We start from the raw sequence: 17,574 nt of genomic DNA, 5'->3' as shown, positions 1-17,574 counted from the left end.
GGGCCTCGCGCTCGGGCTCGGGCTCGGGCTCGCCGCGGGCGGCGCCCGCGCGGCCGAGCCGGTCCAGGCCGGCGGCCTCGCGGTCAGCGTGGCGCGGGCCAAGAAGCGCTGCTTTGCCGACCGCATCGACGTCACGGGGGTGCTGGTGCCCCGCCAGGAGGTGCAGGTGAGGGCCGAGCGCGACGGCCTGCGCGTGGTCCAGGTCCTCGCCAAGCCCCTCGACGAGGTCAAGCCCAACCAGGTCCTGGCCCAGCTCGCCCTCGACGACGGCCTGCCGCCCGCGGCCCTCCTGCCCCTCCGGGCGCCCGTGGCCGGCGTGGTCGGGCGCAGCACCGCGGTCGTCGGCGGGCCCGCCCCGGCCCGGACGGCGGAGCCGCTGTTCCAGATCATGGCCCAGGGCGAGATCGAGCTGTCGGCCGAGGCGCCGCCCGCCAAGCTCGCCCGGATCGCCCCGGGCCAGGCCGTGGCCGTGAAGCCGCTGGGGCTCGGCCCCCTCTCCGGCAAGGTCCGCCTGGTCTCCTCCATCGCGGACCCGGCGACGCAGCTCGGCCAGGTGCGGATCCTGCTCGCGGCCCCCGGCGAGGCGCGCCTCGGCATGTTCTCCCGCGGCACCATCTCGGTCGGCGAGAGCTGCGGCATCGCGGCGCCGTTCTCCGCCCTGGTGAACGGCGCCGACGGGCCGACGGCCTACGTCGTCACCGGCAACCACATCGAGGCGCGCCCCGTCACGGTCGGGCTGTTCTCGGAGGAGGAGGTCGAGATCCGCTCGGGCCTCGCCGAGGCCGACCTCGTGGTGGTGCGGGCCGCCCCCTTCCTGCGAGAGGGCGATCTGGTGCGGCCGGTGCCGCCCGGTTGAGCCAGCGGGCCGCGCGCGCGCCGCGGGCGGGGCCCGGTGAGCCGTGCCCCTTCCGCAGCGCGAGCGCGGCCCGCGGACCGGACAGCCGGCACGGTCGACTTGTCTGGACCTCGGCCGCAATCAGTATCGCGGGGCATCGATCCCCGGATGAACCGCGTCCCAGCGTCGCGCCGGGCTGGATGATGGTATTCCACTGGGTCAGGCTCGCGCGCATCCCTTCGGATCCGACCCCCGTCGACTGTCAGGACCCGGCGCGGGCGTAAGCTTTTGTTTGGAGTTCCCTGTGTATCCCGGCGTTCGGGTGGGGTCTCGTGATCCGCCGGGAGAAGCGCGATGCCGGAGAGGGCGCTCGTCCTCGTGACCGATCGACCGGACCGCAGCGCCGCCGTCGGCGCGGCCCTGCGGGCCGTCGGCTCCTGCGAGGTCGTCGGCACCGACGAGGCCTGGACCGCCCGCGGCTCCCTCGCCGGCGTCGTGTCGGACCTCACCCTGTCGCGTCCCGAGGCGGTGCAATGCCTGCGCGCCCTCGAGACCCGGTTCAAGGGCCGCAACCTCCCGGTCGTCTGCCTCCTGCGCAACGCCACCCCGGATTCCCTGCGGCACGCCAAGACGCTCGGGGCCACGGTCTGCCTGCCGGCCTACGCGCCGCCCGAGGCGGTGGCGGCCGCCCTCGCCAACCAGATCGACCTCGCCCCCTCCTCGCCCGCCCGCGTGGTGAGCCAGGGCGTGGCGCGGGCCGGCGAGGTCCTCACGAGCCTAATGGCGGAGGCGCGCTCCGGCCAGCCGGTCCGGATGGGCACCGTCGAGGCCGGCCTCGCGCCGATCCTCGCGGCCGTGCAGGACGGCGGCCTCGCGCGCTGGCTCGACACGGTGTGGACCCACGACGACGCCACCTACCAGCACTGCCTGCTGGTGGCGGGGCTGGCGGCGCAGTTCGCCCTGCACCTCGGCTTCAAGCAGGGGGACCAGCAGCGCTTCGTGCGCGCGGCGCTGGTCCACGACGTCGGCAAGGCCCGGATCCCCCTCGCCATCCTGAACAAGCCCGGGCGGCTCGATCCCGACGAGCTCACGGTCATGCGCACCCACGCGGCCCTCGGCTACGACATCCTGCGGGAGGGCGGCGAATGCGACGCCCTGACCCTCACGGCGGTGCGCCACCACCACGAGATGCTGGACGGCTCGGGCTACCCCGACGGCCTCAGCGGCGACGCCATCAGCGACGTGGTGCGCCTCCTCACCATCTGCGACATCTACGCCGCCCTGACCGAGCGCCGCCCCTACAAGGCCCCGATGGCGATGCCGGACGCGATGGCGATCCTGGCCGCCATGGAGGGCAAGCTGGAGGCGCGCCTGGTGCAGTCGTTCGGCGAGGCCGTGGCGGCGGCGCGCTGAGGCGGAGCCCGGCCCGGTGACGCCCCGGACGGTCCGGGGGCCGCACGCCCGGACCCCCCGGGTCCCGCCGCCCGTCCGCTCCCGCGAGCCCCGCGCAGGCCCGGGATGACGCCCGCGTAGGTGCGGCCGCGGCCCCGATGCGCTAGGGCGTCGCGGGTGCGCCGGCGGCCGGCGCCAGGATGGGCGCCGGCGGTCGGCGCGGGTTTGGGCGCCGGCGGCCGGCGCGCGGGAGCACGACGCGGATGACGGGAGCGGCCGAGCCGGTGCCGGAGCGGGCGGAGGCGACCGACGGTCTGCCCGCGGGGGAGCGGCCCTGGGCCATGCTGGCGATCGGGATCGCCATGAGCATGGCGGTGCTCGACGGCGCCATCGTCAACGTCGCCCTGCCGGTGATGGCCCGGGACCTGCAGGTCACCCCGGGCGCGGCGATCTTCGTCACCAACGGCTACCAGCTCGCCGTGACGGCGGCGCTGCTGCCGCTCTCGTCGCTCGGCGACATCCTGGGCTACAAGCGGGTCTACTGCACCGGGCTCGCCCTGTTCGCCGCCGCCTCGCTCGCCTGCGCGCTCGCGGGCTCGCTGCCCGTCCTGGTGGCGGCCCGGATCGTCCAGGGGCTCGGCGCGGCCGGGATCATGAGCGTCAACATCGCGCTCGTGCGCTTCATCTACCCGCACCGGATGATCGGCCGGGGCGTCGGCACCACGGCGCTGATCGTGGCGGTCGCCTCGGCGGCGGGCCCGAGCGTCGCGGCGGCGGTGCTGTCGGTGGCGACCTGGCCCTGGCTGTTCCTCGTGAACGTGCCGCTCGGCCTCGCGGCCCTCCTGGTGGCGGGCCGGACGCTGCCGGCCACGCCCCGCAGCGGCGCCCGCTTCGACTCCTTGAGCGCGCTCCTCAACGCCCTGTTCTTCGGCCTCCTGATCACCGGCGTCGACGGCCTGGGCGACCCGGGCCGGGGCGGCATCGCCCTGGCGACGCTCGCCGGCGCCGCGCTCGTCGGGACGGCCTTCCTCTGGATGCAGGTCCGCCTGCCGGCGCCGCTCCTGCCGATCGACCTCCTGCGCATCCCGGTCTTCGCGCTCTCGATGGCGAGCTCGGTCTGCTCCTTCGCGGCCCAGATGATGGCCTACGTGGCGCTGCCGTTCTACTTCCAGGACGTGCTGCACCTGTCGAGCACCGAGACCGGGGTGCTGATGACCCCCTGGCCGATCGCCATCGCGGTGATCGCCCCCGTCTCCGGCCGGCTCGCCGACCGCCACGCGCCGGGGCTCCTCGGCGGGATCGGCCTCGCGGCGCTGGCCTGCGGCCTCGCCCTGATGGCGCGCCTGCCGACGGACGCCTCCACGGCCGCGATCGTCGGCTGCCTGACGCTCTGCGGCCTCGGCTTCGGCCTGTTCCAGTCGCCCAACAACAAGGTGATCATCACGAGCGCGCCGCGGGAGCGCAGCGGGGGCGCGAGCGGGATGCAGTCGACGGCCCGCCTGCTCGGGCAATCCCTCGGGGCCGCGGTCGTGGCGGTGATCTTCGGCATCCTCCACACCGCCGGCACCGCGACGGTGCTGTGGCTGGCGAGCGCCCTCGCGCTCGCGGGCGCTGTGACGAGCAGCCTGCGCATCCGGCGCTGAGGGGCCGCCCGGGGGCCGCTCCGGCCGGAGCGGCGCCCCCCGGCGGCGAGCCCCAACGCGCGAGGGCAGCCCCGCCGGATCCGAACGGAGGCTGCCCTACCGGCCCGATGCGCCGGACCACGCGGCGGCGCACCGCATCCTCTCGGCCGGTGCTCGCGCGGCTCTCACTTCAGGTGCTGGGCCAGGTACTTGTTCATCTCGAACATGGTCGCCTTGTCCTTGCCGAACACCTTCTTGAGCTTGTCGTCGGCCAGGATCTCGCGCTTGTTCTCGGGGTTCTGGAGCGAGTGCTTGCGGATGTAGTCCCACACCTTGCTCACCACCTCGCCGCGCGGGATCGGCTTGTCGCCCACGATGGCGCCGAGCTCCGGCGTCGGCTGCAGGGGCTTCTGGAGCGCGTTCGGCTTGTCGCCGGTCTTGGGGGCGGCCACCTTCTTGCCCTTGCCCGCCTCCTTCGCGGGCGCCTTGGCGGCGGCCTCCGGCTCGGCCTTGGTATCAGCCTTCTTCGTCGTCTTGGTCGCCATCGGTTTCCTCCGGTCTCGCAACCTGTCCCCCACAGCCGGACAACCGACCTGCCTGGGCACATAGCGTCAACAACTAAGCCGTGCGCGGCGCGTTCCAAGAGGAAATCAACCGACGCGGCCGCTTCATCCACACGTGTTGCGGTCTTGAGGAATACTCAGGTCCGCCGTCCCCGTCACGCACTGCGTCACGCCCCCGTCCAGGTCGCCCGGCCCTCGAGCGGGTAGGCCGGGTCGGAGTAGCCCGGCGTCGAGGGATGCCCGCCCGGCACGAGGCTGTCCACCAGGGCCTCGTCCTCGGCCGTGAAGCGGTAGGCCAGGGCCTCCGCGTAGGCCTGCCACTGCGCGAAGGTGCGCGGGCCGGCGATCACCGCCGTCACCGCGCGGTTGTTCAGCACCCAGGCGAGGGCGAAGTCCACCGCCGAGGCGCCCCTTGCCTCGGCGTGGGCCCTGATCGTCCCGGCGATGGCGAGGCTCTCGGGGCGCCACTCGGTCTGCATCATCCGGGTGTCGCCCCGGCCCGCGCGGGTGTCCTCGGGCGGCGCCTCGCCGGGGCGGTACTTCGCGGTCAGCACCCCGCGGGCGAGGGGCGAGTAGGGCACCACCCCGAGGCCGTAATGGGCGCAGGCGGGCAGGTGCTCGACCTCCGGCATCCGGTTGAGGGCGTTGTAGTAGGGCTGGCTCGCCGCCGGCCGGTCGAGGCCGTGCTCGTCGCAGAGCCGGCAGATCTCGGCAACCCGCCAGGCGCGGTGGTTGGAGACCCCGAAGTAGCGCACCTTGCCGGCCCGGATCAGGTCGCCCATCGCCCGCACGGTCTCGGCGAGCGGCGTCGCGTGGTCCTCCTTGTGCAGGTAGTAGAGGTCGATGCGGTCGGTGCCGAGCCGCCGCAGGCTCGCCTCGCAGGCCGCCACCACGTGGGCCCGCGACAGGCCCCGGTCGTTCGGCCCCGGCCCGGTCGCGTTCGCCACCTTGGTGGCGAGCACCCAGGCGTCGCGCTCGCCCGCGATGGCGCGCCCCACCACCTCCTCCGAGCGGCCCTCCGTGTAGGCGTCCGCCGTGTCGATGAAGTTGACCCCGCGGGCCCGGGCGTCGGCGCAGATGCGGGCGGCCTCCGCCTCCTCGGTGGGGCCACCGAACATCATGGTGCCGAGGCAGAGCGGGGAGACCCTGAGGCCGGACCGGCCGAGCGTGCGGTACTCCATGGGGGCGCCTCCTCGATGATGGCGGTTGCGTGACCGTGGCGCGCACGCACGGGTGAGCGCAATCCCGTTGTGGATGCCGGGGTTTTCCTCTCCTTCACCACGCTCGGCAAGCCCCCGTTAAGCACGGGGCCGCGAAGCTCGGTCCCATGATCATCGCGCTCATCACCCTCGCCTTCTGCGCCGCCGGCGCCCTCGTCCTCGGCCTCGGGGCCGTGGTCGCCTCCGAAACCGACCGGGACCACCCCCACGGGGCCGGTCTCCTGTAGCCTCCGGGCGCCCGCGGCGGCGTCCCGTCGCGGGCGCCCGGATGCTCCCGGCTCGCCTGCGCGGCGCCATGCCCCGGGGCCCGCTGCCGCGGCTCCTGCTCGCCTACGCGACGCTCTACGCCGGGTACGGCACCGTGAGCCCCTTCCTGCCGGCGTTCCTGGCCGAGCGGGGGCTCGATCCCGCCGGGGTCGGCCTCGTGCTCGCCGCCGGGACCGGGATGCGCCTCGCGGCCGGCCCGCTGGCCGGGCGCCTCGCCGACCGCCTCGGCGCCATCCGGGCCGTCCTCGGCCTCGCGGCCCTGCTCTCGGCGGGAGGCACGCTGGCCTACCTCGCCGGGCACGGCCTCGGGGCCCTGCTCGTCCTCGGCGCCCTCCAGGCGGCGGCGACCGCCCCGCTCGCGCCCCTGGCGGACGCCCTCGCCCTGCCGGCGGCGGCGGCCGGCCGGTTCTCGTACGGGACGATCCGGGGCGCGGGCTCGGCCGCGTTCATCGCCGGCAGCCTGGCAGCCGGGCAGATCGTGACCCGGGCCGGCCTCGCGGCGACGCTGGCGGCCGGGGCGGGCTGCTTCGCCCTGATGGCCGCCGCCGTGGCCCGGCTGCCGGCGCCGCCGGCGCCGGCGCCCGAGGCGCGCCCGGGTGCCCGCGCCCTGCTGGCCTCGCGCCCCTTCCGCCGCCTCGTCCTCGTCGCCGGCCTCGTGATCGGCAGCCACGCCGTGCACGACGCCTTCGCGGTGATCCGTTGGCGGGCGGCCGGCCTCTCGCCCGGCACCGCGAGCCTGCTCTGGGCCGAGGCGGTGGCGGCCGAGGTGGCGGTGTTCTGCGGCATCGGGCCGGCCCTCCTCGGGCGGCTCGGCCCGGCCGGGGCCATCGCGCTCGCGGCCGGGGCCGGGGTCCTGCGCTGGTCGGTGGCCGCCGTGACGGCGGCGCTGCCGGCGCTCGCCGCGACCCAGGCGCTGCACGGCCTGACCTTCGCGCTCCTGCACCTCGCCGCGATGCGGGTGCTCGCCGGGACGGTGCCGCCCGCCCTCGCGGCCACGGCCCAGACGCTCTACGGCACCCTCGGCCTCGGCCTGGCCTCGGTCCTCGCCACGCTAGCGGCCGGCCCGCTCTACGCCGCATTCGGCCCGGGCGCCTTCTGGGCCATGGCGGCGCTCGCGGCCGCGGCGCTTCCCCTCGCCCGCGGACTGCCCGGCACCTCGGTGCAACCGGACCAGACGGCCTAGTGCGTTCGGCCCATTGTGATGGTGCACGAGGACGTGTCTAAGCGCGCGGAACATCGGAAGCCGCGTCATGTCCCCCCTGCCACAGACCGTCGATCCGGCCCCGGAGGCGCCGAGCCTGCCGGCCGGCATCCAGGCCCATCTCGGGTCGCAGCTGCGCAACGCCTACGAATCCGCCGGGGCCGCGCCGCTCTCGACCCGCCTCCAGGGCCTCCTGGAGCGCCTGTCGGCGGCGCTGGCGGGCCTCGACCAGACGCTGACGGAGGAGTTCCGCCGCGGCCTCCTCGACGAGGTGCCGCGGCTGCGCCGCCGCGCCCTGACGCTCACGAACGACCGCACCCGCGCCGACGACCTGGTGCAGGAGACCCTGCTCAAGGCCTGGGCGAGCCGCGGCCGGTTCGAGCCGGGCACGAACCTCGCGGCCTGGCTCTACACCATCCTGCGCAACAGCTTCTATTCCGAGCACCAGAAGCGGGTGCGGGAGGTGGCGGACCCGGACGGGGCCTACGCGGCCGGCCTCGTCTCCCTGCCGGCGCAGCAGGATTGCCTGGAGGTGCAGGACGTGCAGGCCGCCCTCGACAGGCTGGTGCCGGACCAGCGCGAGGCCCTGCTGCTCTCCGCCGTCCACGACCTCTCCTACGAGGACATCGCCGTCGCCATGGAGTGCCGCATCGGCACCGTGAAGAGCCGCATCAACCGGGCGCGGGCGCGGCTCGCGGAGCTCCTGGGATAGGGCCGCGGGCGCCCTCCCCCGCGGAGGCCGGGCCGCCGCGTTGCCGCCGCCGCGTCCAGGCCATACACCCGCCCCGATGATCCTGCCGACGGACCCCTCCCAGGTCGACTCGACCGCCCACATCATCCAGGTGGCGCTGACGCCGGTCTTCCTGCTGTCCGGCATCGCGACGCTGCTCAACGTCTTCTCGACCCGCCACGCCCGGGTCGCCGACCAGGTCGACAAGCTGGCCGAGCGCATCACCGAGCGGCCCGGCGACCAGGCGCGCCTCGTGAACCTGCGCCGGCGCAGCCTTGCCCTCGACGTCGCCGTGGTGATCGCGGCGCTGGGCGGGGTGGCGATCTGCGGGGCGGTGCTGACGCTGTTCGTCGGCACGCTGCGGGACGCCGCGGTGGCGACCGTGCTGTTCGGCCTGTTCGGCGCCGCCATCCTGTGCACGCTGGCCTCCCTCATGGCCTTCGCGGTCGAGATGATGCTGGCGAGCCGCACGGTGCGCACCGAGGTGGCGCAGCAGCAGGAGGAGGCGGAGGAGCGCTGAGCCCGGGAGCCCCGCCGTCCCGGAGGAGCGCAGGCCCGCCCCGGCCTCCGCCCCGCGGCGGAACCGCCGCCGCGCCGGCCGGTTCCCCGGGGAGATCCCCTCCCCGCACGCGGAGCCCGCCATGCCGACCGAACTGCCGAACGAGCGCGCCCTGCGCGAGCCCGGCTCGATGGAGCTCGACCCGACCGGCGACGGCCTCGCCGTCGACGAGACCCGGCGGCTGATCGCCTCGAACAAGGTCGAGGGGACGGCCGTCTACGACCGCAGGGGCGAGCACCTCGGCAGCGTCTACAACTTCATGGTCGACAAGGTCTCGGGCCAGGTCGCCTACGCGGTCCTGTCCTTCGGGGGATTCCTGGGCTTCGGCGAGAGCCACCATCCGGTGCCTTGGAAGGCCCTGACCTACGACGTGCGGCTCGGCGGCTACGTCGTCGACATCGACCCCGGCACCCTGGCGGAGGCGCCCCGGCACGGGCCCGGCGAGGACCCGTTCGAGGACCCGGCCTACGGCGGCCGGCTCGACGACTATTACGGCGGCCGGGCGCCGGCGGCCTGACCCGCCGTGACCCAGGCGCCCGACGGCGAGGTCGCCCGCGGGGCCGGGTTCGGCATCGCGCCGGGCACGGCCAAGGGGCCGGGCGTGCTGGTGGGGATGCCCTTCGACCGCGCCCTGCTGGCGCGCTTCAAGGAGACGTTCCCGACGGCGCGGTGGCGGCGGGCCCTGCGGCGGTGGTTCGTGCCCGGCACAACCGCCGAGCGGCGGGTCGACGCCTGGATCGCCCGGGAGCTCGCGGCGCTCGACGCCTTCGGGGACGACAAGGGCCGCGACGCCTACGCGTTCGAGCCCCTGCGCAGCCCCTACCTGGAGACGCCCCACGACGCCCTGGTGGTGCGCACCCCCTACGCGCGGGCCGTCGTCGACACCCTGCGCACCATCCCGTTCGCCCACTGGGAGCCCGCCCTGCGGGCCTGGCGGGTGCCCTGGCGCTCCTACGAGGCCCTGCGGGCGGTCTGGCCGGCCATCGCCGAGGCGGCCGCCGCGAACGAGCCCGAGGCCCGGCGGGCGCGCCGCGAGGCCGCCCGGGACCCGGCCGCGGAGGCCGAGCGCCGGCGCCGGCGCCACCCCGTGCCCCGGGGAGACCCGCCGCCCCTCGGCGTGCCGGTCGAGACCGCCGCCTACGGCGTCGTCACCTTCGAGGCGCTCGACGCCGACCCCCTCGATCCCGCCGAGGCGGCCTTGCCGGTGAGGTTCTTGGCGCGCAGGTCGACCAGCATCAGGTGNGGTCTGGGGCTGGTGGCGGATGCCGACCCTCGCCGAACTCGCCGGCCTCACGCCGGCCGCCGCACCCGACCGGCCGGGCCGCGGCTGGTGGCCGGCCACCCGGGCGGGCATCGAGGAGCGCCGGCGGCGCCTGCGCGAGAGCGCGCGGGCCCGCGAGACCCGGGCCCGCGGGCCGGGCGTCGCGAGGAGCCCCGCGGCGGTCCCGGGCGGAGGGACGGGAGCCTGAGCCCGGGCGGCCCCCCGGGCGTTTCCTGCCGTCAGAAGCGGCCGCCGACCCCGACGGACCCGCCCGATCCCATGGTGGGCGACAGGCTGCCGCCGCTCGCGCTGCCGCCCTCGGTCGCCCCCTCGAGGTCCTCGCGCCGGATCCGCCGCGTCCCGGCGGCCGGGGAGCCGTCGCCGGCGCGGGCCGTGGTCGGGACGTTGAGGCGCCGGGTCGGCTCCGACGGCATCACCCGCTCCGGATCGACCTGCGAGGGCGTGGCGCTCCGCCCGGGCGTGCGCACGTCGCTGCGCAGCGAGGGCGGCGGCCCGACGTCGCTTGCCGGGAGCACGCCGCCGGTCTGGCCGAGGGGATTGACGCATCCGCCCACGAGCGCGGTCGCGACGGCGACGAGGCAGGTTCTGTAGAGGACGGACATCGGCACTTCCCAAACACCCTCGCGCCCGGCCCGCCCGCGGGGGCGGATCCTGACGCGCGGGGCCCCCTCTAGCGGCCGAGTGTGGCAAAGACCAGACGCGCAAGCCCGCCCGCGGCGGAACCGCGGTGCTTTGCGGCCGGTTCGTGTTCGGCTGCAACAGGAGCGCCGCCGGGCCGCTCCCCGGGTCGCCCGGCCGGTCCGACGACTCCTACCCGGCCGGGCGACGCCCGCCCGGCCGGGCGACACCCGCCCGGACACCCTCACCCAGATGGTCCCGCCATGATCCGCGCCGTGATCTTCGACATCGACGGGACGCTGCTCGACAGCGTCGACCTGCACGCGCAGGCCTGGGCCCGGGCCTTCGAGGCCTTCGGGGTCGCAGTCGCGCCGGCCGACATCCGCACCCAGATCGGCAAGGGCGGCGACCAGCTGATGCCAATCTTCCTGCCGCCCGAGCGGCTCGCGCGGGAGGGCGGGGCGATCGAGGCCTTCCGGGCCGACCTGTTCAAGCGCGAGTACCTGCCGCGGGTCCGGCCCTTCCCGCGCGTGCGGGACCTGTTCGCGCGCCTGAGGGCCGAGGGCCACGTCCTGGCGCTCGCCTCCTCGGGCAAGGCCGACGAGGTCGCGCGCTACCAGGAGATCGCCGGCATCGCGGACCTCGTCGACGTGACGACGAACGCGGACGACGCCGAGCGCTCGAAGCCGCATCCGGACATCTTCCAGGCCGCCCTCGCGGCCCTCGGCTCGCCGGCGCGGGGCGAGGCGGTCGTCGTCGGCGACTCGCCCTACGATGCCGAGGCCGCGTCCGGGGCCGGCCTCCCGGCCATCGGGGTGCTGTGCGGCGGCTTCCCGGAGGCCGCGCTCGGGGAGGCGGGCTGCCTGGCGATCTACCGCGATCCCGCCGACCTGCTCGACGGCTACGACCGCTCGCCGCTCCGCCTGGGGCTGCCGCGGGGCCGCTGAGGCGGCCGGTCCCGCCTCCCGGGCGCCGGGTCACGGCTTGCCGACGGGCCGCACGGCGTGCAAAGCCTTGCGACGGCTTCGTTGAGGGAGGATCCCGCTCCGTGACCGGCACGCGCCGCCGCCCCGCCGCCCTGTTCCTGGCCGTCTCGGCGGCCTGCGCCTGCGCACCAGGCGCCTCGGCCCAGCAGGCGGCGACCGCCGCCACGGCGCCCGCCGCCAGCGCGCCGGACTTCGCCCGCCTGGAGGCGGCCCAGAACGCCGCCAACGACAAGGCCGGCCCGCGCAGCGTGCCGGGGCGGCGCATCCCGGTGCCCGGGACCGTGAGCCCCGAGTTCCAGGCGACGATCGCGGCCCCCTACCGGGTGCCGGCCTGGAACGCGAACCCGGGCAGCGCCGGGGAGTGGAAGGCCCTGGTGGCGAAGCTCGCGGCCCAGACCGCCGCGCCGCTGCCGGCCCTGCGCGAGCGGCTCGGCGTGGTCTCGACCCCGGAGGTGATCGGCGGCGTCAGGGCCTGGATCGTCGCACCCCGGCAGGTGCCCGAGCGCAACCGCCACAGGCTCCTGGTCCACATCCACGGCGGCGGCTACGTCTACAATCCCGGCGAGGCCGGCACGCTCGAGGCCGTGCTCATGGCGGCCATCGGCGGCTTCACGGTGATCTCCTTCGACTACCGCATGCCGCCGGACGCGCCCTTCCCGGCCGCCATGGACGACGCCATGGCGGTGTGGCGGGCGGCGCTCGGCCTCCAGCGTCCCGAGAACATGGCGGTGTTCGGCACCTCCACGGGCGGCGGCATGACCCTGGCGCTGATGCTCCGGGCCAAGCAGGAGGGCGTGCCGCTCCCGGCCGCCATCGCGCCCGGCACGCCGTGGTCGGACCTGACCGAGACCGGCGACAGCTACAAGGCCAACGAGTGGCTCGACAACGTGCTGGTCTCCTACGACGGCTACCTCACCCACGCGGCGCAGCTCTACGCCGCGGGCCACGACCTGAAGGACCCCCAGCTCTCGCCGATCTACGGCGACCTGCGCGGCCTGCCGCCCACCATCCTGACCACCGGCACCCGCGACCTCTTCCTCTCGAACACCGTGCGCACCCACCGCAAGCTGCGCCAGGCCGGCGTCGAGGCCTCCCTGCAGGTCTTCGAGGGCATGAGCCACGCCCAGTACCTGTTCAACCCCGACGCCCCCGAGACCCGCGAGGCCTTCCAGGAGATCGCGGCCTTCCTCGACAGGCACCTGGGCACCGAGGCCCCGCCACCGTGAGAGCCGGGCGGGACGCGGGTCCGCGAAGGGCGGCCCGGCCCGTGCGCCGCGATCGACCGCTCCGCGCGGGGACCGGCGGGCCCGATCGGCCGCGCCACGCCCGCGGGTGCGATGCCCGGGCTCAGGGCCACTTCTTGCCGAGATGAGCCGCGACTTTCGCGGTCGAGACGCCGACGATCTTCACCGCGTCCCGAAGCGCTTTCTCCGTCACCTTGAACCGCTTCGTCCAGTAATCGACCTCCCATTTCTCATTCACGTTGATCTTGGTCGGATCTTGCGGAGCGCGGATGTCGAGATCATCAGCCATGATTATTCTCCTGTGGGGAGGGCTGAGGTGGGTCGTGCGCTGCGCGATTCAACCGAACGAAAATGGAATTCTATTTTCCGGCGAGACCTCGCGGGCGCGCGAAAGTGGCCGCGGCCAGCCCGCGTTGCATCCGCCCGGTATGCGGGGCGGGACGCGCACACGAAGAAGTCCTTTATTTTAACCATGAGCACGAAAAATCCTTGCATCCACCGGCACTTGCCCGAGCGTATCCGGTGAGTGCCCCCACGTAGTCTTCCCCGGCTTGAGCCGGACCCGTGCCCAGGACAGGATGCGGGACCGATTTCCGCACCGTGACCCCGACCATGACCTCGACCCTCGCGCCGCGCGTCGGCCCATCGGGTCCGCCCGGCTCCGACCGGGCGGGTCCCGCACCCGGGACCGGGGCGCTCCGGATCCCCGGGCTCGACGGCCTGCGGGCCTTCAGCATCCTCGTCGTCATGGCGTCGCATTCGGGGCTCCACGCCCTCGTGCCGGGCGTGTTCGGGGTCACGGTCTTCTTCTTCATCAGCGGCTTCCTGATCACCGCCCTCCTGCTCGACGAGCGCGAGCGCACGGGCGGGATCGCGGTCGGGCCGTTCTACGCGCGCCGGCTGCTGCGGCTCTACCCGCCGCTCGTCGCGCTCGTCGCCATCACCGGGGCGGTCTACGTCGCGCAGGGGCACCGGCTCGATCCCCTGGGGGTGCTGGGGGCGCTCGCCTACCTGGCGAACTACCTGGCGGTGTTCCAGAAACCCATGATGGCGGGCCTCGGCGGGCAATTGTGGTCGCTCGCCGTCGAGGAGCACTTCTACCTCGTCTACCCGTTCCTCCTCGCGGCCCTGCTGGCCCGCCGCGGCGCCGCGATCCCGGTGCTGCTGACCCTCTGCGCCCTCTCCCTGGCGGTGCGCTGCGCCGTGACGCTCACGCATCCGGAGATCGCGACCGCCTATACCGGCATGGCGACCGAGTGCCGGATCGACGCCATCCTGTTCGGCGCCGTCGCGGCGCTGGCCTGGCGCAGCCCCGGGGGCGCGGCCTTCGCGGCGGCGGCGACCCGGCCGGTGCCGGTGGCGGCCGCCGCGGCCGCCATCCTGGCGAGCCTCCTCGTGCGCGACGAGGCCTTCCGCAACACCCTGCGCTACACGATCCAGGAGGTCGCCCTCGTGCCGCTGGTCCTCGCCGTCAGCGTCGCGCCGGGCTGGGGGCGGCTGCGGGCGCTGTTCGACAGCGCGCCCGCCCGCTGGATCGGCCGGCTGAGCTACTCGCTCTACCTCTGGCACCTCGCCGGCCTCTCGGCGGGCGAGGCGCTGGTGCCGGGGACCGGGTGGCGCTTCGCCGCCGCCATGGCGGTCGGGTGGGTCCTGTCGTTCGCCTTCGCCGAACTCTCCTACCGGCTGGTGGAGCGCCCGTTCTTCGCCCTGCGCCGGCGCTTCGGCTCGCGCGTAGACGCCCCTGCCCCCGCCCCCGGGACGGCCCCGGCCGGGGGCATGGCCCCGGCCGGCGGCATCGCCCTGACGGAGCGCGCCGCGTGAGGCGCCGGCGCGTCGCCCTGCTGGGCCTCCTCGCCGCGGGCCTGCTCGCCGCGCAGGCCGTGCTTCCGGCCGCCGCCGCTCCGCGCCTCGAGACCGGGTTCCGGCGCGGCGTCGGGATCCACACCATGCTCAACTGGGCCCGGCTCGACCGGGGCGATCCCGGCCGCTACGCCGAGGCGCCCTTCGAGGGGCCGGCCTACGCGCTGCCCGAGGCGACGCTCCGCAACGTGCGGGCGGCGGGCTTCGACTTCGTGCGCCTCACCGTGGATCCCGGCCCCTTCCTGCAGGCCGAGGGGGCGCCGCGGGAGGCCCTCGACCGCCTCCTCGTCGCCACCGTCCGGCGCTTCCTCGCGGCCGGCCTCGCCGTGATGGTGAACTTCCACGACAATTCCCAGGTCTCCCGCTTCGAATCCGTCAACTGGCTGCGCTCCCCCGAGGAGCCGGTGTTCAAGGCCTACCTCGCCCTGGTGCGGCGCACCGCCGGCCTGCTCGCCGGCCTCGGCAGCGCGGGCGTCGCCTTCGAGCCGATCAACGAGCCGGGCTACGGCTACGACGGGGCCAGCACCCGGCGCTGGCAGGCGATGTGCGAGATGCTCCACGCCGCCGTGCGGGCCGCCGCCCCCGACCTGCTCGTGGTGCTCACGGGCGCGCAGGGCGGCAACCGGCACGGCCTCGTGGCGCTCGACCCGGCGCCGTTCCGCGCCAGCCGCGTGCGCTACTCCTTCCACGCCTACGAGCCCTACCCCTTCACCCACCAGGGCGTCGTCTCGAAGCAGGAGAGCGCCCGGGCCTGGCGCTACTTCTCGGACCTGCCCTACCCGCCCGCGAGCGTGCCGCTGCCGATGGTGCTCGATCAGGTGCGGGCGAACGTCGAGGCCGACGCGACCCTGGCCCCCCTCGAGCGCCGCCGCATGGTCGCGGAGGCGCGGGCGCAGGCCGCCGCCTACGTGGCGGCGGGCTTCGACCGGCGCGGCATCGCCCGGGCCTTCGACGAGGTCCTGGACTGGGCGCGGCGCAACGGCGTCCGGCCCGACCAGATCGTCCTCGGCGAGTTCGGGGCCACCCGCACCTACGGCCGCTACCGGGCCTCCGACCCCCTCTCCTACGAGACGTGGCTGCGCGACATGCGCGAGGCCGCCGAGCAGCGGGGCTTCGCCTGGTCGTTCTGGGCGCTCGGCGGCCACGGCGGCATGGCGCTGGTGAGCGAGGACGGCGCCACCACCCTCGACCGCACCAGCCTGCGGGCGCTCGGCCTCTCGGCCGAGTGACGGCACTCCCCGGCCCCTCGCGGGCCGGGACCCCCCCGCCCGGCGCCCCGCCCTCAGCCCTTCGTCACCAGGATCGCCTCGGCGGGCCCGAGGGGCACGAGGCCGCAGCGCGCCGCGGCGTCGGGCGGCAGCAGGGGATCGAGGAGCAGGCGGCGGGCGTCCAGGAAGGCGAGCGCCCGCTCGGCCGGCACCGCCTCCTCCCCCGGCACGGCGATCAGCAGGTGCTCCAGGGCGAAGCGGTAGGAGGCGGAGCGCGCGCCGGTCTCGAGGCGGACCCAGGCGATGAGGCAGCGGTTCTCCGCCACCCGCATGGCGGCGCTGCGCACGTCGCGGTCGTCGAGGGTCGTGATGAAGGGCAGGCTCTGGAGGCGCGTGAGGTCGGCCCGCACCACCCGGGCCGCCGTCTCGGCGAAGGCCGGGACCAGGCGCCCGTCCGCCACCACGTCGTCCGAGAGCCGGCGGTAGCGCGAGACCGGGGAGCGGAAGGGCGGCGCCATGATGGCGTCGAAGTAGGCCGTGGGGTCGGCGGGGCGCCAGCCGGGCGGCAGCACGCGCGCGCGGGTCAGGTTGTCGAGCGCGGCCTCGAACAGGTTGCGCTCGCGCGCCGGCATCAGGTAGCGCCAGGCGCGGTCGCGCAGGATCCGCTCGTCGTCCGTGAGGGGGAAGAACGAGGCCGGCTCCCCGCGCTCGCGCGCCGCCAGGGTGCCGGCGGCGTCGATGAGGCTGTTCCAGGCCGTGGGGGCCGGGCGGCCGAAATCGCCCTGCTGCGCGCACGCCGCGATCAGCGGCAGGGCGAGGAAGACGCTCCGGCGCAGGGCGCCCCGCGCCGGCCAGCCTTCCGCCCGCGCGGGGAGGCAGGCGGGCGGGCGGGCGGCCGTGGCCTCAGCCGCGACGGCGGCACTCGCCGGGGCCGGGGCCCGCGGGAACGCCGGCCTCGGCCGGTGCGGGATCGGGCAGCCTCTCATAGCGCACTCCCGTGAACAGCAGGATGGTGCCGCGCGGCTCGCCCGCCGCGGCGTCCCGGCGCGGGCGGCGGACCGGCCTCGGGAACGGAACGATGTCTGCCGTGAACCGTCGCTGTGGGCCGATCATGTGCGTACCGCCTCCGAGGACCAGTCCCTCCGGGACCACCGCCCGTCAGGCGGCGCTGAGGTCATGAGACAAACCACGGCGTGGTTAACGAGACGTTGCGGGAGCGCCCGCCGGGCCGGGACCCGCGTAAACCATCCGTCACTGCGACCCGGACGCATCCCCGCTATCCCCAGGCCGCGCCCGGGCGGGCGCCGACAGGCTTAAGCGTCGCTTTACGCGCCCCCTCGCATTCTCGCGATCCTCCGTACAGCGTACCCGATCGCCCCATGGCCCGCTCCGCCGCCGACGCCCTGCCGGACATGTCCGGACTTCTCGAACTCGCGAGAGACCGGAGTCTCGACCTCAAGCCCGTGCTGCTGCGGGTGCAGACCGACCTGTTCCGCACCGCCCCGGCACGCGACCCCGCGACGATCCGGGCGTTCGAGTCCCTCGCCTGCGGGCTGATCCCGACCGTCGACGCCGCCACCGCCGAGATCGTCGCCCAGAAGCTCGCCCCCCTGGCCGACACGCCCCAGAGCGTGCTGACGCTGCTCGCCGCCCACGGCGGCGGCGCCCGCGACGCCGTGGTGGCGAGCAGCCCCGTGCTGACGCGGCCGGTCCTCGAGGCCGCCGGCCCCGGCCCCGCCCTCGACGCGATGATGGCCCGGCGCGGCGACCTCGGCCGGGCGCAGGTCGAGGACCTCGCCGGGCGGGACGATCCCGGGGTCGACCGGGCGCTGGCGCGCAACCGCGCCGCGCCCCTCGCCGGGCCGGCGCTGGCGCGCCTCGTCGCCCGGGCGCAGGGGCGGCCCGACCTCGCCGCCCTGCTGCTCGCGCGCGACGACCTGCCGGCCGTGGACCTCGCCCCCCTCTACCTCCACGCCGCCCCGGAGCG

17 protein-coding genes are annotated in these 17,574 nt (G+C 75.6%); 12 read left to right on the top strand and 5 right to left on the bottom strand.

Features of this window, described 5'->3' with window-relative positions; genetic code table 11:
• The 3 genes from DT057_RS04250 to DT057_RS04240 form a co-directional block, all read left to right on the top strand.
• Positions 1–856: efflux RND transporter periplasmic adaptor subunit (locus DT057_RS04250; RefSeq protein WP_128560874.1), on the top strand; the 856-nt coding region annotated here is incomplete at its 5' end.
• A 333-nt stretch (positions 857–1,189) separates the two neighbouring features.
• Positions 1,190–2,248 (top strand): HD-GYP domain-containing protein, encoded by a 1,059-nt coding sequence (locus DT057_RS04245; RefSeq protein ID WP_128560873.1) that lies wholly within the window; start codon positions 1,190–1,192, stop codon positions 2,246–2,248.
• 242 nt (positions 2,249–2,490) lie between these two features.
• Complete coding sequence (locus DT057_RS04240; protein ID WP_128560872.1) at positions 2,491–3,870, top strand: MFS transporter; 1,380 nt, start codon at positions 2,491–2,493, stop codon at positions 3,868–3,870.
• Positions 3,871–4,034: 164 nt separating this feature from the next.
• On the opposite strand, the gene DT057_RS04235 is transcribed toward DT057_RS04240, so the two are convergent.
• Positions 4,035–4,394: an SWIB/MDM2 domain-containing protein gene (locus DT057_RS04235; protein ID WP_128560871.1), complete on the bottom strand. Its 360-nt coding sequence runs from the start codon at positions 4,392–4,394 to the stop codon at positions 4,035–4,037.
• A 185-nt stretch (positions 4,395–4,579) separates the two neighbouring features.
• Entirely contained in the window at positions 4,580–5,593 is a 1,014-nt protein-coding gene (locus DT057_RS04230) for an aldo/keto reductase (RefSeq protein WP_128560870.1), read from the bottom strand.
• Between the two features lie 307 nt (positions 5,594–5,900).
• Between DT057_RS04230 and DT057_RS04225 the strand changes: the two genes are divergently transcribed.
• The 4 genes from DT057_RS04225 (at position 5,901) to DT057_RS04210 (ending at position 8,906) form a co-directional block, all read left to right on the top strand.
• On the top strand, positions 5,901–7,082 hold the full coding sequence (locus DT057_RS04225; protein ID WP_128560869.1) for an MFS transporter: 1,182 nt from the start codon (positions 5,901–5,903) through the stop codon (positions 7,080–7,082).
• A gap of 67 nt (positions 7,083–7,149) precedes the next feature.
• On the top strand, positions 7,150–7,812 hold the full coding sequence (locus tag DT057_RS04220; RefSeq protein WP_128560868.1) for a sigma-70 family RNA polymerase sigma factor: 663 nt from the start codon (positions 7,150–7,152) through the stop codon (positions 7,810–7,812).
• Positions 7,813–7,888: 76 nt separating this feature from the next.
• Positions 7,889–8,350, top strand: coding sequence for a DUF2721 domain-containing protein (locus tag DT057_RS04215; RefSeq protein ID WP_128560867.1), 462 nt, complete (start codon positions 7,889–7,891; stop codon positions 8,348–8,350).
• A 121-nt stretch (positions 8,351–8,471) separates the two neighbouring features.
• The gene (locus DT057_RS04210) at positions 8,472–8,906 is read left to right on the top strand and encodes a PRC-barrel domain-containing protein (protein WP_128560866.1); all 435 of its coding nucleotides are present in this window, start codon (positions 8,472–8,474) and stop codon (positions 8,904–8,906) included.
• A 983-nt stretch (positions 8,907–9,889) separates the two neighbouring features.
• On the opposite strand, the gene DT057_RS04200 is transcribed toward DT057_RS04210, so the two are convergent.
• Positions 9,890–10,273 carry a hypothetical protein gene (locus DT057_RS04200; protein ID WP_128560865.1) on the bottom strand — a complete coding sequence of 128 codons (384 nt, stop codon included), beginning with the start codon at positions 10,271–10,273 and terminating at the stop codon, positions 9,890–9,892.
• Positions 10,274–10,552: 279 nt separating this feature from the next.
• Between DT057_RS04200 and DT057_RS04195 the strand changes: the two genes are divergently transcribed.
• Positions 10,553–11,236 carry an HAD family hydrolase gene (locus DT057_RS04195; RefSeq protein WP_203236178.1) on the top strand — a complete coding sequence of 228 codons (684 nt, stop codon included), beginning with the start codon at positions 10,553–10,555 and terminating at the stop codon, positions 11,234–11,236.
• 137 nt (positions 11,237–11,373) lie between these two features.
• Positions 11,374–12,501, top strand: coding sequence for an alpha/beta hydrolase (locus DT057_RS04190; protein ID WP_407068150.1), 1,128 nt, complete (start codon positions 11,374–11,376; stop codon positions 12,499–12,501).
• Positions 12,502–12,622: 121 nt separating this feature from the next.
• On the opposite strand, the gene DT057_RS04185 is transcribed toward DT057_RS04190, so the two are convergent.
• Positions 12,623–12,808: a DUF3606 domain-containing protein gene (locus tag DT057_RS04185; RefSeq protein WP_128560864.1), complete on the bottom strand. Its 186-nt coding sequence runs from the start codon at positions 12,806–12,808 to the stop codon at positions 12,623–12,625.
• A 311-nt stretch (positions 12,809–13,119) separates the two neighbouring features.
• Between DT057_RS04185 and DT057_RS04180 the strand changes: the two genes are divergently transcribed.
• On the top strand, positions 13,120–14,340 hold the full coding sequence (locus tag DT057_RS04180) for an acyltransferase family protein (RefSeq protein WP_128560863.1): 1,221 nt from the start codon (positions 13,120–13,122) through the stop codon (positions 14,338–14,340).
• Positions 14,337–15,608: a glycoside hydrolase family 5 protein gene (locus tag DT057_RS04175; protein ID WP_128560862.1), complete on the top strand. Its 1,272-nt coding sequence runs from the start codon at positions 14,337–14,339 to the stop codon at positions 15,606–15,608. The genes DT057_RS04180 and DT057_RS04175 overlap by 4 nt, the downstream gene beginning before the upstream one ends.
• Before the next feature lie 53 nt (positions 15,609–15,661).
• On the opposite strand, the gene DT057_RS04170 is transcribed toward DT057_RS04175, so the two are convergent.
• Positions 15,662–16,573 (bottom strand): hypothetical protein, encoded by a 912-nt coding sequence (locus DT057_RS04170; protein WP_238314284.1) that lies wholly within the window; start codon positions 16,571–16,573, stop codon positions 15,662–15,664.
• Positions 16,574–16,966: 393 nt separating this feature from the next.
• Here DT057_RS04170 and DT057_RS04160 point away from each other — a divergent pair.
• Positions 16,967–17,574: DUF2336 domain-containing protein (locus DT057_RS04160; RefSeq protein ID WP_128560860.1), on the top strand; the 608-nt coding region annotated here is incomplete at its 3' end.

The organism is Methylobacterium crusticola (assembly GCF_003574465.1).
In the GTDB taxonomy this organism is placed as follows: Bacteria; Pseudomonadota; Alphaproteobacteria; order Rhizobiales; family Beijerinckiaceae; genus Methylobacterium; species Methylobacterium crusticola.
Note: the sequence above shows the minus strand (reverse complement) of the source record. Positions and strands in the feature narration are given on the sequence as shown.

Bases quoted from the DNA above. Each gene is read 5' to 3' on its own strand.
- DT057_RS04245 (WP_128560873.1), top strand. From the start codon at position 1,190: ATGCCGGAGAGGGCGCTCGTCCTCGTGACCGATCGACCGGACCGCAGC.
- DT057_RS04240 (WP_128560872.1), top strand. From the start codon at position 2,491: ATGACGGGAGCGGCCGAGCCGGTGCCGGAGCGGGCGGAGGCGACCGAC.
- DT057_RS04235 (WP_128560871.1), bottom strand. From the start codon at position 4,394: ATGGCGACCAAGACGACGAAGAAGGCTGATACCAAGGCCGAGCCGGAG.
- DT057_RS04230 (WP_128560870.1), bottom strand. From the start codon at position 5,593: ATGGAGTACCGCACGCTCGGCCGGTCCGGCCTCAGGGTCTCCCCGCTC.
- DT057_RS04225 (WP_128560869.1), top strand. From the start codon at position 5,901: ATGCTCCCGGCTCGCCTGCGCGGCGCCATGCCCCGGGGCCCGCTGCCG.
- DT057_RS04220 (WP_128560868.1), top strand. From the start codon at position 7,150: ATGTCCCCCCTGCCACAGACCGTCGATCCGGCCCCGGAGGCGCCGAGC.
- DT057_RS04215 (WP_128560867.1), top strand. From the start codon at position 7,889: ATGATCCTGCCGACGGACCCCTCCCAGGTCGACTCGACCGCCCACATC.
- DT057_RS04210 (WP_128560866.1), top strand. From the start codon at position 8,472: ATGCCGACCGAACTGCCGAACGAGCGCGCCCTGCGCGAGCCCGGCTCG.
- DT057_RS04200 (WP_128560865.1), bottom strand. From the start codon at position 10,273: ATGTCCGTCCTCTACAGAACCTGCCTCGTCGCCGTCGCGACCGCGCTC.
- DT057_RS04195 (WP_203236178.1), top strand. From the start codon at position 10,553: ATGATCCGCGCCGTGATCTTCGACATCGACGGGACGCTGCTCGACAGC.
- DT057_RS04185 (WP_128560864.1), bottom strand. From the start codon at position 12,808: ATGGCTGATGATCTCGACATCCGCGCTCCGCAAGATCCGACCAAGATC.
- DT057_RS04170 (WP_238314284.1), bottom strand. From the start codon at position 16,573: ATGAGAGGCTGCCCGATCCCGCACCGGCCGAGGCCGGCGTTCCCGCGG.